This window comes from Flavobacterium sp. RSP15 (assembly GCF_003968755.1).
Lineage (GTDB): Bacteria > Bacteroidota > Bacteroidia > Flavobacteriales > Flavobacteriaceae > Flavobacterium.
The window spans coordinates 216,848-230,498 of record NZ_RYDL01000004.1 but is presented as its reverse complement, the minus strand read 5'-3'; the positions used below and the strand labels follow the sequence as shown (position 1 = coordinate 230,498).

The following is a 13,651-nucleotide window of genomic DNA, read 5'->3' as shown; positions in this document are numbered from 1 at the left end:
CTTTGCTCCGGAATAAGTGGCGACCTTTGCAGCGGAATAATTGGTGTACTTTGAAGCGGAATGGGTGGTGTACTTTGTAGCGGAATCGTGGCGACCTTTCCAGCGGAATATCCACATATTTCACATTTTAATTGTTTTGTTAAAAAAAGCTTCAAAAAAACCACTCCGAAGAGTAGTTCATATTATAATCCTACGAATTCATCTGCCTTTACTGCTACTGCTTTTTCAAGTGTAACTTTTAAATCGGCACAAACTTTTTTCATGTCTGACATTGCTTGATCAGAAGATTTTGTTTGATGCCATAAAGTTGTATTGGGTAAATGATAAACTCTTGAAGCAGTTCCTAATGTAAATTGATCATAATAATTTAATGCTAGCAGTGCAGCTTTTACTTCTGGATTTTTTGCACTAACATCATATGATATTAATACTTTCATAACTGTTGTTCCCATTTTTTTTAAGATTTAATTTTTTTGAAATTTACAATGTTAAACTTCTAAATGAATACGGTTTTCCGTAAACAGTTGAAATTTATATCGAAGCAAAGAGCCGAACACTTCGTGAAGCGGGTTACTTCTCTTAATTGATTTTGATTGTGCGCACGAGCGAGACGTTCGTGCCAGCTCCTGTGTTACTTAATGCTCAAGCTAGCTGGGGGAAAACCGAAAATTTATTCACTTTTAACTACCTGCGGTTCCGTTAAATAGTGACTTCTTTTGAGTAGTTTTTTTATTGGATTTTCTTTCTATAAAAGTGTTTGTAAAATCCATTTTCTTTTACAGACTTAAGGGCATCGATTAACGAAATATTTCCGTAATCTTTGTCATGTACACTTCTTAAGCTTATAATAGTGGGCATAGATGCATTTGCTAAACGCACATTTTCTGGTAGTCTATCTCCATTTTTTGTTAGATGAATACGCATCGCCTGCTGTAAATATTCATTACTTGTTAGATTTAGATCTTTAAGAGTGTTTTGAATAAATGACATTATGTATTGACCATAATCTATAGCTTCTTTTGATGACGGAATATAACCTTTATGTATTACTTTATTTCTGAATGTTGACCTTGGTTCTTCTATTCGATTTGACATTCCTTCTTGCAAACAAAGAATTAAAAATGCTCCAAGTTGTCGTTCGGATTGATTTGCCATTTGTTTCCACGTTTTAATGAAAGATTCGATAGTAACCGAATTTTTTAATGAAAATATAAGAATACAATATTCAATAAATCTTTCAAGTGAACTTGAATAACTAGAAACGGCTTCTTTTGTATATCCATCAATTAAGGCTAATGAAGCAATGTCAAATAATATTTCGAATTTTTGTTCTTGAAGTTGTGTTAATGAACGATGATTTTTAGGGCAAATAAATTCATATAAATTTTCATCATTAAGTTCAACTTCATAATCGACATCAGAAAGCAGCTCCTTTTTTAGTTTTTCATAATCTTCTTTTGTCTGTGAAGTTTCATTAAAACAATGCCAGCAAAATGATGAGATTCCAATTATCATGATTTTATACGGTTTTACTTAAAATTATGCACAACGTCAGTATATCTAATTTCCTCCACGCGGAGCTTTTTTTGTTAGTTAAAAATTAAATATAGATAATTTAGTGTACAATTATTTTCTTTTTATCTGCCTCTAGTTCCGTTCAAGACAGCTTTCATTGTTCGTGCTGTGCACGCAACTCTAACTGTTGGGTGCTGGCCTTCTGTTTTCTATTTAGTTTCATTATACTTCAAGCCTAAAAATCGATTGTCCTTTGTAAATACAGCTCGTTTTAATTCGTCAATGTCAAATAATAATTTTCCGTTTCTAGAGGCTGATTCAATCAAATCACTATTGAGTGTAACGATATACTGAAATTCATTTGGCATTTTGTTATTGTATTCAAATAAAAAATTCAAACTTTTCTCTATTGAATCATCATCTTCAAAAATATTGTCATGGATTAAGAATCTTGGATGGTTTTTTCTTGTATGTTCATTCAACATTAGTGAAATGTCATATATAAATACTTTCATTCTTTCTGTAGAATGACTGCCGTCATCATCAGTTCTCATTATAAAATCAACAACACTTTGATTTTTTGTTGTTTTTATTTCAAAGTGTGCTTCACGATTACCCATTATTCTCTCGTGAATGCTTAGGATAGATTCTTTAAAACTCTTTAATGTTTCTTGATTTTTGTAAAGTTCTTCTTCTAGGTCTGAAATCAAAACCGCTTTTTCCGCTTCAAGTTTCTTCTTGTCCCTTTCTGATTCATCATATTTTTGAATCAAGGAACGTAAATTATTTAGTTCTCTATTCTTCTCATTAAATACTCTAATTGAAGTCTTTAGATCTTTTAGAACTTCGCCATTGTCCAATAAGGAAATCTTTTCAGAATATTCTTCATCAAGTTTTCTGACAATTGAATTAATTTGAGAAAGTTCAGATTTCAAACTTATCAAGCGGTCATTTACAATTGAGTTTCTAAAACCATCAATTTTATTTTTAAACTCTTTTAAATCATCCAAAGACCTCTCAACTAAATCACCAAGGCCTTTCTTGAATTGATTAAAAATTATTTGAATTTCATTTTCATTAATACTTTCTGGTTTAGGAAATGAATCTATTTGCTTAATCTCAAATTTAATTGCTTGTTGTTTGGTTCTCAAATCTGCTAACTTTGCTTCTAACTTCACCAAGTCTTCTTGTATTAATTCAAATGATTCATTGGTTTTCAACTGTTCAACAGCCTTATTAACTTTTCCAACTTCGCTTTCTAATTCATTTAAGTGTGCTTTGGCATCTTGAATTTTAATTTCATTGTTATTTGTTACAAGCTTTTTAGTTTCTGAGTAAAAAGTATTTTTCTTTTTTAAATCATCATTTAAATATTTAATCTCTGTATATTTTTGAAGACCTACATTTAAAAAGAAAAGATGTGGACTATAATCCGATGGAATAGACTTGTTAGTATCAAAACATTTTATTAAGTCTTTAAACTCAGAGCGTTCATCTCGAATTATCGGTTGTAATAAATTTCTAAAACTCAGCCTTTTTGTATTTGCTGGATATTTTTCAAAGTATAGATTACCAAGATATTCTGAAGCGTCATCAAGCTTATCAAAATGAATATTCTCTCCATCTATTTGAATTGATACCTGATCAGGTTTACTAATAGAACGAGAAATGATTACCTTCTTATTATTAAAATCAAAGTCCAATTTTATTTGGCTTTCAATAATCTCAGCGTTTTTTTTCGGTATTAGGTTTAGTCGGCTGTCAGAAATCCTTTTTAAAAGACAAAAGTTTATAAATTCTATGCAAACAGATTTTCCAACTCCAATTTTTTTATTTGTTTTTTCTGATTTTTCACCCATAATGATATTAACTCCAAAATCGAATGAGATTGGGGTGAATATTTCAGGCTCACTGTATAGTCTATTGATTTTAATCATTCTTGTTTTTGATGTAGATAAATGGTTCTTTAAAATCAATTATTCCTGATGAATACAAAAATGCAAGACCAAAAAATAAATGCCTATAACGAGATATATTATGTTTCTTTAGTTCTTTAGATACCTCGAAAATAGAAATCTTATCGACTTTCTGTTTCTGAATCTGTTTCAAAATCAGAGAGGCAACATAAACGGAAGAAGTCTTTAAATTTTCGTCTTTAGATACTAACATATATTATTTGTTTGGAAAAACATTGCATTTAATTAATTCATCAAGTAAGTAAAACTTTATCGCTTGTTTGTCAAACTTAACACCATTAGAAGAAAGTTTTCCATAAAATAGTTCAACAAGAGAATAGAGAGCAAGTTTTGGGTTATTATTTTCTTTTGTTAATATTATATCGCTTTCATCCTTCAAAAAATCTGAAATTATTTCGGCTTCTACACCATCAATTTTTGATGTTGCTTCAACCAAGGCTCCGTTGTATTTGGCATATAATTCTGAATATTGTTGTTTAATGTAGTCTGAATGCTCACTAAACCTATTTTCAATTTTGTTTTTTGGGTCAACATTAACTGCTTTGTCAATAATTACTCTGTTCTTATTTAAACTAAGATAATTTATAAGCATCATAATTGTTTCAACTTCTGAACATTCTGTTTTAAGCCTTTCGGTCAATATATTCTTGTCCAAGAAATCTGCTATATCCTTAATAGTTTCAATTTCTTTAATGTCATTGATGATTGCTAGAAGTCTTTTGATATCTAAAACATCTTCTTTATGATTAAATTTTTTTCCAAATTTTGTCCTGTAATCTTTGGCCTCTTTTGAGATGAGTAATATTTGTAATTTATAATTTTTGTTTTCTGGCTTTGCGAAAAATCCATCAATCGTTTCCTTTATTTTGGTATTGTCATTTTGAGAGGTAACCTGAATTGCTTGTTTATTAACAGTGTCAATTAGGTCTATATGAGCGAAATTATTGTTTTCAAAATTTGTATTGTTAAATTCAAACCCAATTAGGTTGAATAAGTCACGATAGAAGTTTTCAGCAAAAACGTTGATATCAGTTAAATTTAGAGAATTAAAATTCTCCACTTCTTTTTGAAGATAGGTTATTCTCTTGGTAATTATTGATATGTAGGTTTGTCTGTTGTCCATTTTGGTTGTAAAGATACTTATTCTAAAAAACTGTCTTTAAAAATTTCAATTTATTTCTTGTCTCGTGTCTCTTATAGGCTTGCACCCAACTTGTATATAACATCAACAAGTAACGCTTTTTTTAAAGTTTTACCATATCTGAAGCTATATATTCTAGTTCGTAAATAAAGACTTTTAAAACTATTGTTACAATACCCACATTTAGTGATATTTTGACTTTAATTAAAGAGTATAATAGTAAGCTAATTCTAATGCGGCATATTTTTCATTTCTTTCGTCTCCAGCTACCATTATAATGCCTATCCCTCACATGCTTATAAAACTTCCCTGTCACATAAAGACCTAAAACCCATACCACAATTAACCCTATAATTTCATACCATTTCATTTGCTGTATTCTTAAATTAAAAGAATGCAATAAATGATTTTGTATTTTAGAATGCTATGCAATTCTGGAAATTCAATATGCAATTTGGGAGAATTTAAAGAGTTAAAAAAAAATGCATAATAGCATCCTTTTTTAACTCTTTAAAATGTTAGTTATCTTAATCAAAATCTAATAATTCTCTTGGGTGTTTTCCAAGTCCTTTTGCTAAATCTAAAAGTGTTGTAAAAGATAAATTTCTTTTGCCATTTTCAATATCACTTATTGTGGCTTTAATAAGTTTATCACTATTTAAGGCAACATTATCTTGACTCAAATTTAAGTCAGTGCGAAGTTTCTTGATATGCAAACCGAATTTTTTTAACTTCTCTTCCTTATGTTTGTCCATTTTTTAGCTTTTAAACAAAAGGCGTTATATTTTTTTTAAAAAATGTTATAAGAACTTATAACAAATAACTTTTTTTTGTTATATTTGTTTAATATTGAAATTATTATTAAATAATATTTGCATTGAGCATTTAAATAAATAATTTTGCGATTCTTCATATAAAAATATTTGAAGCATTCGCTTAGAATCTCGTTCCAAAAACTGGTACTTTTAGCACGCGAGATGATAAGTAAGATGCTCACGTCTCATGGCGTGGGCTCACTTATTCGTGTGCGGGTATACCAGTACCTTGGAGCGATATAAGCTGAGTTCCATGCCATTTTTTGGCAACTATTTTGGCAATACTCAACTTCATTCTCAGCACCGCTTCTTCCTTTTTCATAGTCTCGCAGCAGTTTTAACCGCTAAAAAAACCATAACTATGAAATAAAAAAAATACTATTTATTTAATGCCTGTGCTGTTTCTTTATTTTGAGTTAGTGTTTCAGTGCAGGTTCTTTTTTTATAATTGTGAATTGTGAGAAGCAAAAGACAATAATAAAGAAGTCATTTTTATTTTAAATTTTGAATTGTGATGAAGAGTGATGGCAATAATGCAAAAAATCAATCTTCCTTTATATAATTCTTACACCAAATTACCCTAGCAATACAACTGGATTTACAACATCTAAATTTTTACTATGAAATACTACAAACAAATACAAATAGGAATAATTATACTTTTTATAGCAACGATGTTCATGTGGTTTTATGGTTATAATAGCGTGAACTGAACTGATGTTAAAATTCACATCGTCAGGTGAATAGAGGTTATTAATTATTTTAAATTTTGAATTGGGTTAAAGAATTTAGAACGTAGAATATAGAGACAAGAACGTAGAATATAAATCTAATTAAAAATTATGCCTATGATAGAATAATAATATTGAGATTGCTTTGCTTCTCTCGGGTGCGTCGAACCTCGAAATGAGATTGCTTTGCTTCGTGCCTCGCAACGCCTCGCAATGACAAAAAAGGCCCTCCAACCGTCTGGACAACTGCATAGAGGACCAATGCTAACAAAACTAACGTTTCATTTAACTAAACCAAAATTATGAATATATTTTCATTTTACAAGGGATGGCCGGCGATTCCTTTGCTTTTAGGAATTTGCTTATGCGATTTTCCTGCCCATGCCGCAACAATCACCCCTTCCGCTTTTGCGACGGTAACAAAAAAAATTATACCTCAACAGCAAGTGCAAATAAGCGGTACTGTAACTGATGGTACAAACCCTTTAGCCGGTGTGACTATTTCTATAAAAGGAAAAGCTACAGCTGGAACTATCTCTGATTTTAACGGGAACTATATGCTAACTGCATCAGCAGACGATATAGTAGTCTTTAGTTTTATGGGATTTTTAACCATTACAGAGTCTATAAACGGACGAAAAATACTAAACGTACAATTACAAGAAGATGCTACCCAATTGCAGGAAGTGAAAATTAATGCGGGTTACTATTCTGTCAAAGAAAAGGAGCGCACCGGAAGTATTGCCCGTATTACAGCTAAGGATATTGAAAAACAACCAGTAACAAATGTGCTTGCTACGATGCAGGGAAGGATGGCTGGGGTGGATATTGTGCAAGATAGTGGTTCACCGGGAGGTTCTTTTACTATCAAAATTCGGGGAAAAAACAGCTTGCGTGCGGATGGAAATCAACCACTGTATATTATAGATGGTGTGCCTTATTCTTCCGAAACCATTGGTTCCATCGCTACGTCAGGTACTGCACCAACCTTAACGAGTCCATTGAATTCGATCAATCCCTCTGATGTTGAAAGTATAGAGGTTTTAAAAGATGCTGATGCCACAGCTATTTATGGTTCACGCGGTGCTTATGGTGTGGTCTTGATTACTACTAAAAAAGGAAAGGCCGGAGTCACTCGTTTTAGTATTAATTCCTCCAGCAGTTTTGGTACTGTGACCGATACTCCAAAACTTATGAATACCCAGCAATATCTTGCGATGCGAAAACAGGCATTAGTTAATGATGGTGTAACTGTATATCCAAGTTCAGCTTATGATGTTAATGGTACTTGGAGTCCGAACCGTTATACGGATTGGCAAGATAAGTTGATAGGGGGTACAGCAAAAATCTATACTTTACAAGGTTCTGTATCAGGCGGCAGCGCCAAAACGTATTATTTGTTGAGCGGTAATTACCGAACTGAAACCACTGTTTTTCCGGGAGATTTTAAATATACTAAGGGTTCAGGACATTTTAGTATGCATCATATTTCAGATGATGAACGTTTTAAAATTACTTTTTCAACCAATTATACTTCGCAAAATAATAACCAGCCTGCTATAGATCTCACGGCAGTATCACGCACATTGGCTCCTAATGCGCCCGACTTGTATGATTCCAATGGAGCATTGAATTGGGAAAATGGAACATGGACTAATCCTTTAGCGGGATTGCAATCAGAAGTCGAATCCCGTATCAATGATCTTGTCGCTAATACAGTACTGTCGTATCGATTTATGCCAAATTTGGAATTTAAAACAAGTTTTGGTTTTACGGATTTGGATAACAATGAGAGCCGGACCCAGCCTTCGACAATGTATAATCCTTCGTTTGGTTTAGGCAGTAAGTCCTCAAGTATTGCTACCAATTTTACTAACCGCAGTTCTTGGATTGTGGAGCCACAAATTCATTACAATATGGCTATACGTAAAGGCCGTTTTGAGGCCTTGTTGGGAAGTACATTACAAAACCAGCGCACCGAGCGTCTTTATCAGTTCGGTTATGGGTTTGCGAGTAATAGTCTTATCCACGATTTGGCTTCAGCGACTACCAAGGCAGTTCGATTGAGTGACGTTACGATTTACAAGTATCAGGCTCTTTTTGCCCGTTTGAATTACACGTGGGATAGTCGTTATATCCTTAATCTGACAGGTCGTCGCGATGGTTCGAGCCGTTTTGGACCGGGTAAGCAGTTTGGTACTTTTGGAGCAGTAGGTACTGCATGGCTGTTTTCGAATGAGGCTTTTTTGAAAGATAATAGCATCCTAAGTTTTGGAAAACTACGTGCCAGCTACGGAATTACGGGTAACGATCAGATAGGCGATTATCAGTTTCTGGATACCTATATTTCCACAGGCAATAATTACCAAGGAACTATAGGATTGCAGCCTACGCGATTGTTTAATCCTGAATTTGGATGGGAAAGTAATAAAAAATTTGAAATAGCTCTTGAAACGGGATTTTTGAAGGATCGTATTTTCCTGACAACTGCTTACTACTTTAATCGTTCTTCGAATCAATTGGTTGGAGCACCGTTACCAGGAACCACAGGATTTAGTTCGTTATACGGTAATCTTGATGCTACGGTAGAGAATAGTGGTTATGAGCTGACATTGCGGACGGTAAACCTGACTGGTGAACATATTGAGTGGTCTACTAATTTCAATATTTCAGTTAACCGAAATAAATTGATTTCGTTTCCTGGGCTTAAAAGTTCGACTTATGCCAATACGTATGTAGTGGGGGAGCCTACGAGTATTATCAAAGTGTATCATTATACAGGTATGAATTCTATAACCGGCGTTTATGAGTTTGAAGATATTAATGGTGACGGAATCACTACCGCCTTAGGCGACCGGAAGGCATTGGCTGATTTGACGCCTAGTTATTTTGGAGGGCTATCGAATCAGTTCCGATATAGAGGAGTGCAATTGGACTTCCTTTTTCAGTTTGTGAAGCAGGAAGCTTTTGGTGCCTTGCCCGGAGTTCCCGGAACACTGGTTAATCAATTGGCGAGTGTAGCGGATTCCGCAACGCAACAACCCTATACTGCTGGGAAGAACGGAAGTGTGATAACAGCCTACTATCGTTTTGGAACGAGTGACGGAGCGTTACAGGATGCCTCATACGTTCGTCTTAAAAACATTTCACTGACGTATGATTTACCATTGAAACTCAGCCAAGGTTTGCGATGCCAATTGTATTGGCAAGGACAAAACCTACTGACATTTACCAAATATACTAATGGTGATCCAGAGTTTAAATTTGGTGGCTATCTGCCCCCATTGAGAGTTAATGCCGTAGGGGTAAAGTTGACTTTTTAATCTAATATTTTATATCATGAAAAATTATACTATACGAATTACGATGCTTATCATATTGTTCCACTTTGTAGGATGTGATTCCTTTGTAGATGTGGATATTCCGGATTCGCAACTCACCGGAAACCTAGTTTTTGAAGACCGAACGACGGCAAATGCTGCTATGGCGGATGTTTATGCTAAACTACGTGATACTGGTTTGCTGACTGGATTAACGATAGGCAGCAGTGTCAGCTTAGGGCTATATGCAGATGAATTGATTTATTATGGAACGAGTAACGAAAATACTTCTTTCTTATTTAATAATACACTGCTGGCTAATACGTCGACTGTTGGACAATTATGGAATGAAAGTTATCATCAGATATACTGCGCGAATGCGGTTATATTGAGTTGTAAAAACTCAAAAACTCTTTCCGAAGCCGACAAGAATTTGTACATAGGAGAAGCCGTTTTTATTAGGGCATTGGTACACTTTTACCTCACAAACCTTTACGGTGATGTGCCTTATATTACTTCCACAGATTATGAGACCAATCGGCTCGTATCAAGAATTCCTACAAGTCAAGTTTATAATACTATTATAGCCGATTTGAATCAGGCGATTGCCTTATTGCCAGAAAACTATAGTAGTGCCGACAGGGTCAGACCCAATCGCTCTACAGCGCTTGCCTTACTTGCGCGCGTTTACCTATACAATGGGGACTGGGCAGAAGCCTCGAATGCTGCTTCGGCTATTTTGAATAACCCGCTCTATGTTTGGGAAAACAATATTGATAAAACGTTCCTCAAGGAAAGTAAATCTACTATTTGGCAATTTATTCCCAAACTGGCGGGTAATAATACGGATGAAGGTTCCGCTTTTATTTTTATGACGGGACCACCACCCTTTGTTGGTTTGAGCCCAGCGCTGTTTAATTCATTTGCAACCAATGACCTTAGGAAAACACATTGGATAGCAACCATATCAAATGGAACTTCTAAGTGGTACCATTCCAAAAAGTACAAACAAAAAAGCAATACCGGGGCCGCTGTAGAATATTCGATTGTTTTCAGACTGGCGGAACAATATCTTATCAGAGCTGAAGCGCGAGCCAAACAAGGAGAACTGACAGGAGCAAAGCAGGACCTAAATGTAGTGCGGCGTACAGCAGGATTGCCTGATACTGATGCTGTTGGTGCTGATGCAATTGTAGCTGCGATTATTCAGGAACGACGATTTGAATTGTTTACCGAATACGGACACCGGTTTTTTGATTTGAAGCGGACAGGGACTCTTGATGCAGTGCTAGCTGCTGTAAAACCAGCGTGGAATAGTGATGATTCCTTATGGCCGATACCGGAAAAAGAGTTGTTAGCTAATATGAAACTCACTCAAAATCCCGGTTACTAATGCAGGATTATTTTAGATCTATTGTTTATAGCATTGTTGCTGTAATTTTAATAGGGTTGGTTCCCTGTCCCGTTTTGGGACAGGTGCCAATCAAAAGGCAACTCACTGAGGGGGATTATTCGCTTTGGGGAACGATGAGCGGAGAGCAAATCTCTTCGAAAGGAAAATGGGCGACTTATCATATGGCTTACGAGTCCAAGGCGGACACTTTGTTTGTTCTAAATACTAAAACCAGACTGAAATATTCTTTACCTGGAGGACGTGCAGGAATCTTTAACGGTGAGCGCACTTTTGCCTGCAGTAAAAAAGAAGGTCTTTCCTTAATTGATTTGAGAAGTGGGAAAGAGAGTATAATTCCCGGTGTAGAACGCTATGATTTTTCATCAGACACCCATTATCTTGTCACGATAGAAAAGGGTCAGGGTAGCCCGCTTGTGATTCGAAAAGACGGAATGATTATCGATGTTATTTCGAATGTGACGGAATACCGTTTGAATGATGCTAAAAATATGTTGGTTTATGCGAGCACGGAAAATGGTATTGGTCAAGTGGGAAGTCTAACATTGGCAGGAACTTATGTCAAACGCTTTATAATACCACAAAAAACTCAGACTTTTAAGGTTCTTAAATGGCAACATAAAGGAAAAGCAATTATTTTTTATGGTGTTAATGAGGGAGAGGAGGAGCTCTATTATCATGATATTGAATCGGGGCAACAGTATGTTTTAAATAGCATGGATGCAAATTTTCCCGTTTCTATGAAAATTGCGCCTAATCAAAATGTTGAGTTAGCACTATCACTAGATGGAGAAAAGGTATTTTTCGGGATAACGGCTGCAGTATCCAAACATAATAGGATGTCAGTAGATGCAGTGGAAATTTGGCATGCAAAAGACAAAATGATATTTCCCGACCGGAAGTTATCGGCTACAGTAAAGTATCCACAATACCTTGCTGTTTGGTATCCTAAGAGTGCTGTTGTGCGTCAAATCAGTACTGCGGAGCAGCGCTGGGTGATGTTGAGCGGTAATCAAGATTATGCTCTTGTGGCTGATCCTTTGCAGTACAATCCACAATATAAGTGGATTGCCGATATGGATTATTATCTGGTACATCTTGCAACCGGTAGACGGGAATTATTCTTAAAGGGACATTCGGGTCTTATTAATCACATGGGTATTTCGCCTGATGGACGGTATATTAACTATTATAAAGAAAGTAATTGGTGGGTTTATGATCTAAAACAGAAAACCCATACTAATGTCACCAAGGGACTTGATGTATCATGGGATAACAGTGCCACTGATCCTGGAAACCAATTGAATGTTTGGGGACAGCCCGGCTGGACTACAGACAATCAATGGGGACTTTATTATGACTATCATGATATTTGGGCCATTTCTCCTGATGGACTGGTACGAAAACGCCTCACCGATGGTAAAGAAAATCAGTTGCGTTTTCGTTTTGATGTTTCAGCCCTTTCAGATCGACATGATTTTAATTATAAAGGTAAAGGAATTTTTCGATATGACCTTTCAAAAAACCTATTGCTTACGGTACTTGATTTATATGGAGGATCAATTGGATATTACACTTTACAACATAAAAAGGGTGTGGTGCCTCTTGTAATTGATAATAGTTCTATCAGTAAATTACAAAAGACCAAAGAGCTTGATGCTTTTGTCTATGTTACGCAACGCTTTGATCGACCTCCCAGCTTGATGTTTCGACGCAGTATTGATAAACCGGCTACTGTTTTGGCGCAAAGTAATGCACATCATGAATTGTATCAATGGGGGAAATCGGAAATGATTCATTACACCGATAGTAAAGGCAGAATTTTGAACGGGGCTTTATTTTATCCCGCAGGTTATGATTCGACCATGCGATATCCCATGGTGGTTTATATTTATGAAATAGTATCACGTGAAGTCAATAGTTATGTCAATCCTACACAATACAATACTTTGGGATTTAATATAACGAATCTCACTAGCAACGGATATGCTGTTCTGTTGCCAGATATTGCTTTTGAAAAAGGCAATACAGGATTTTCTGCCGTAGATTGTGTGACGAAGGCAGCTACTAAAGTCATTGCAATGGGAATAGCTGATGCCGGAAGGATAGGCTTGATGGGGCATTCATTCGGGGCTTATGAGACCAATTTTATCATCACTCAGACTTCCATGTTTGCGACGGCCATAAGTGGTAACGGAGTTTCGGACACTATGGGGCATTATTTTACTATAAATACTGACTACAATACCATGGATGGGTGGCGGTATGAGAACCAACAGTATCGAATGGGATTTTCTTTTTTTGAGAATCGTGATGCGTATTATCGCAATTCTCCTTTAGTTAACGCAAGATCGATTACAACTCCATTATTGACTTGGGCAGGTGTATTAGATCAAAATGTGCAGCCCAGGCAAGCAGCAACTTTTTATGCGGCACTGAGGCGATTGCAAAAAGAGCATGTTATGTTAGTATATCCTAATGATGGTCATATTTTTTTTAATCCTAAAAATCAGATTGATTTGACCTATAAAATTCAGGATTGGCTTGGTCATTATTTGAAGGGTGAGGTAAAGGCGGAATGGATGAAAGCGGATAGAGAGGAGTAGTTTTTATTTTTATTAAGGGTATTTTTTCTTTTGTCTTGATTACTCACGAGTTAATAATTTATTGGAGTTCGTGAATCTACGATTTCAAAAGAAACAAAAAATCAAGCCAGAATATTTTTGCTCCAAAAATCATCGA

The 13,651-nt window shown here is 35.3% G+C and carries 9 protein-coding genes; 3 read left to right on the top strand and 6 right to left on the bottom strand.

Features of this window, described 5'->3' with window-relative positions; all coding sequences use genetic code 11:
- Positions 1 to 182: 182 nt before the first annotated feature.
- The 6 genes from EKM00_RS07120 to EKM00_RS07095 all read right to left on the bottom strand — a co-directional run bounded on the left by EKM00_RS07120 (position 183) and on the right by EKM00_RS07095 (position 5,387).
- Positions 183 to 452, bottom strand: a complete 270-nt coding sequence (locus EKM00_RS07120; protein ID WP_126515724.1) for a hypothetical protein — start codon at positions 450 to 452, stop codon at positions 183 to 185.
- A 277-nt stretch (positions 453 to 729) separates the two neighbouring features.
- Positions 730 to 1,515, bottom strand: coding sequence for a hypothetical protein (locus EKM00_RS07115; protein ID WP_126515723.1), 786 nt, complete (start codon positions 1,513 to 1,515; stop codon positions 730 to 732).
- Positions 1,516 to 1,724: 209 nt separating this feature from the next.
- Positions 1,725 to 3,452, bottom strand: a complete 1,728-nt coding sequence (locus EKM00_RS07110) for a DUF2326 domain-containing protein (RefSeq protein ID WP_126515722.1) — start codon at positions 3,450 to 3,452, stop codon at positions 1,725 to 1,727.
- Positions 3,445 to 3,684 (bottom strand): ABC-three component system middle component 6, encoded by a 240-nt coding sequence (locus EKM00_RS15250; RefSeq protein ID WP_126515721.1) that lies wholly within the window; start codon positions 3,682 to 3,684, stop codon positions 3,445 to 3,447. The genes EKM00_RS07110 and EKM00_RS15250 overlap by 8 nt, the downstream gene beginning before the upstream one ends.
- Positions 3,685 to 3,687: 3 nt before the next feature.
- Positions 3,688 to 4,614, bottom strand: a complete 927-nt coding sequence (locus tag EKM00_RS07100; protein ID WP_126515720.1) for an SMEK domain-containing protein — start codon at positions 4,612 to 4,614, stop codon at positions 3,688 to 3,690.
- Between the two features lie 545 nt (positions 4,615 to 5,159).
- Positions 5,160 to 5,387, bottom strand: coding sequence for a helix-turn-helix domain-containing protein (locus tag EKM00_RS07095; RefSeq protein ID WP_126515719.1), 228 nt, complete (start codon positions 5,385 to 5,387; stop codon positions 5,160 to 5,162).
- 1,093 nt (positions 5,388 to 6,480) lie between these two features.
- On the opposite strand from EKM00_RS07095, the gene EKM00_RS07090 reads away from it, so the two are divergent.
- From EKM00_RS07090 to EKM00_RS07080, 3 genes are read left to right on the top strand one after another with little or no spacing between them, the layout of a single operon-like run.
- Positions 6,481 to 9,501 carry a SusC/RagA family TonB-linked outer membrane protein gene (locus EKM00_RS07090; protein ID WP_126515718.1) on the top strand — a complete coding sequence of 1,007 codons (3,021 nt, stop codon included), beginning with the start codon at positions 6,481 to 6,483 and terminating at the stop codon, positions 9,499 to 9,501.
- A 16-nt stretch (positions 9,502 to 9,517) separates the two neighbouring features.
- Entirely contained in the window at positions 9,518 to 10,891 is a 1,374-nt protein-coding gene (locus EKM00_RS07085; protein WP_126515717.1) for a RagB/SusD family nutrient uptake outer membrane protein, read from the top strand.
- Positions 10,891 to 13,515, top strand: a complete 2,625-nt coding sequence (locus EKM00_RS07080) for an alpha/beta hydrolase family protein (protein ID WP_126515716.1) — start codon at positions 10,891 to 10,893, stop codon at positions 13,513 to 13,515. The genes EKM00_RS07085 and EKM00_RS07080 overlap by 1 nt, the downstream gene beginning before the upstream one ends.
- Positions 13,516 to 13,651 lie beyond the last annotated feature (136 nt).

What these genes read in the sequence shown, in the direction of transcription:
- EKM00_RS07120 (WP_126515724.1), bottom strand. Translation starts at nt 452, where the DNA reads ATGGGAACAACAGTTATGAAAGTATTAATATCATATGATGTTAGTGCA.
- EKM00_RS07115 (WP_126515723.1), bottom strand. Translation starts at nt 1,515, where the DNA reads ATGATAATTGGAATCTCATCATTTTGCTGGCATTGTTTTAATGAAACT.
- EKM00_RS07110 (WP_126515722.1), bottom strand. Translation starts at nt 3,452, where the DNA reads ATGATTAAAATCAATAGACTATACAGTGAGCCTGAAATATTCACCCCA.
- EKM00_RS15250 (WP_126515721.1), bottom strand. Translation starts at nt 3,684, where the DNA reads ATGTTAGTATCTAAAGACGAAAATTTAAAGACTTCTTCCGTTTATGTT.
- EKM00_RS07100 (WP_126515720.1), bottom strand. Translation starts at nt 4,614, where the DNA reads ATGGACAACAGACAAACCTACATATCAATAATTACCAAGAGAATAACC.
- EKM00_RS07095 (WP_126515719.1), bottom strand. Translation starts at nt 5,387, where the DNA reads ATGGACAAACATAAGGAAGAGAAGTTAAAAAAATTCGGTTTGCATATC.
- EKM00_RS07090 (WP_126515718.1), top strand. Translation starts at nt 6,481, where the DNA reads ATGAATATATTTTCATTTTACAAGGGATGGCCGGCGATTCCTTTGCTT.
- EKM00_RS07085 (WP_126515717.1), top strand. Translation starts at nt 9,518, where the DNA reads ATGAAAAATTATACTATACGAATTACGATGCTTATCATATTGTTCCAC.
- EKM00_RS07080 (WP_126515716.1), top strand. Translation starts at nt 10,891, where the DNA reads ATGCAGGATTATTTTAGATCTATTGTTTATAGCATTGTTGCTGTAATT.